We start from the raw sequence: 904 nt of genomic DNA on the forward strand, positions 1-904 counted from the left end.
TCTTGCATTAATCTCTGCAAGCGCTCGGGATAAAAAAAATCTTCTGGACGCAAATCTATCCCATGATCACGTGCGTAGGTTAATAACTGCGCTTGATAAATTGAAGGAAACAATCCATTAGAACCACCCTTCTCTTTAGAATAAGTGATACGATAAACAGCACCTTTACATTTCTTCAAAATACGCGAAACGTTAACAGCCCCCCCTAGATATTTTATTATAGTATACGCAGGTTCTTTTTTCATAAAGATAAAATTTCATATTTTATGAATTTTATCAAGATAAAATTTCATATTTTTTTTATTGATTTTTCATTTCATATGAAAGACTTTGTATTTTATGGAATCAGATCAGTTAAAGGTATGGCTTAATGCGCAATTAGCTAAAAATGGTCATGGTAGTAAGAAAATGCTAGCCAAGCATTTAGGAGTGTTACCATCTACCTTAACTAGTATGTTGCATGATTCAGGTACAAAAAGATCAATAAAAGCAAGTGAATTAATAGAAATTATTGATTTTTTTGGCGAAATCCCCCCTTTTCTAATCAAAGAATCTGAACAGTTTATTCAACTGTATTATCAAGCAAATCCCGAAGTTCAGAAAGCTGTTTTAACGATTCTTCAGAATTCTTGTTCTTCAGACAAAAAATAATAGCAGCCATCACTTTTTTATCTCCACAATTCCAAAGTTTTTCTAACATTAGTTTATCCATAATTAACCTACACTTTATTAAAATTTCATATTTTCTGAATTTTTATATTGACAATTTTCATAAATAATGAAATATAAGTTCCATATCTTAGAAAATAACTTTTGCCAATAGGCAGTATGGAGGCATTTGTGAAGAAACCAGTGTTTATAAATTCTGATGAAATTCTCTTAGTGATGTGCGAAAATGAAGAGC

Annotated in this window: 2 protein-coding genes; one reads left to right on the forward strand and one right to left on the reverse strand. The window is 30.6% G+C overall.

The window, feature by feature from the left end; genetic code table 11:
- The coding region (locus ACFIKJ_RS09465) for a hypothetical protein (RefSeq protein WP_375659661.1) at window positions 1-245 on the reverse strand (245 nt) is incomplete at its 3' end.
- Window positions 246-339: 94 nt separating this feature from the next.
- Between ACFIKJ_RS09465 and ACFIKJ_RS09470 the strand changes: the two genes are divergently transcribed.
- Complete coding sequence (locus ACFIKJ_RS09470; RefSeq protein WP_114647946.1) at window positions 340-651, forward strand: XRE family transcriptional regulator; 312 nt, start codon at window positions 340-342, stop codon at window positions 649-651.
- Window positions 652-904 lie beyond the last annotated feature (253 nt).

Origin of the sequence: Bartonella sp. PS7NMGDW (genome assembly GCF_042193585.1) — a bacterium.
Classification (GTDB): Bacteria; Pseudomonadota; Alphaproteobacteria; order Rhizobiales; family Rhizobiaceae; genus Bartonella; species Bartonella grahamii.

Excerpts from the sequence above, each read along its gene's own strand:
- ACFIKJ_RS09470 (WP_114647946.1), top strand. The coding sequence starts at position 340 with ATGGAATCAGATCAGTTAAAGGTATGGCTTAATGCGCAATTAGCTAAA.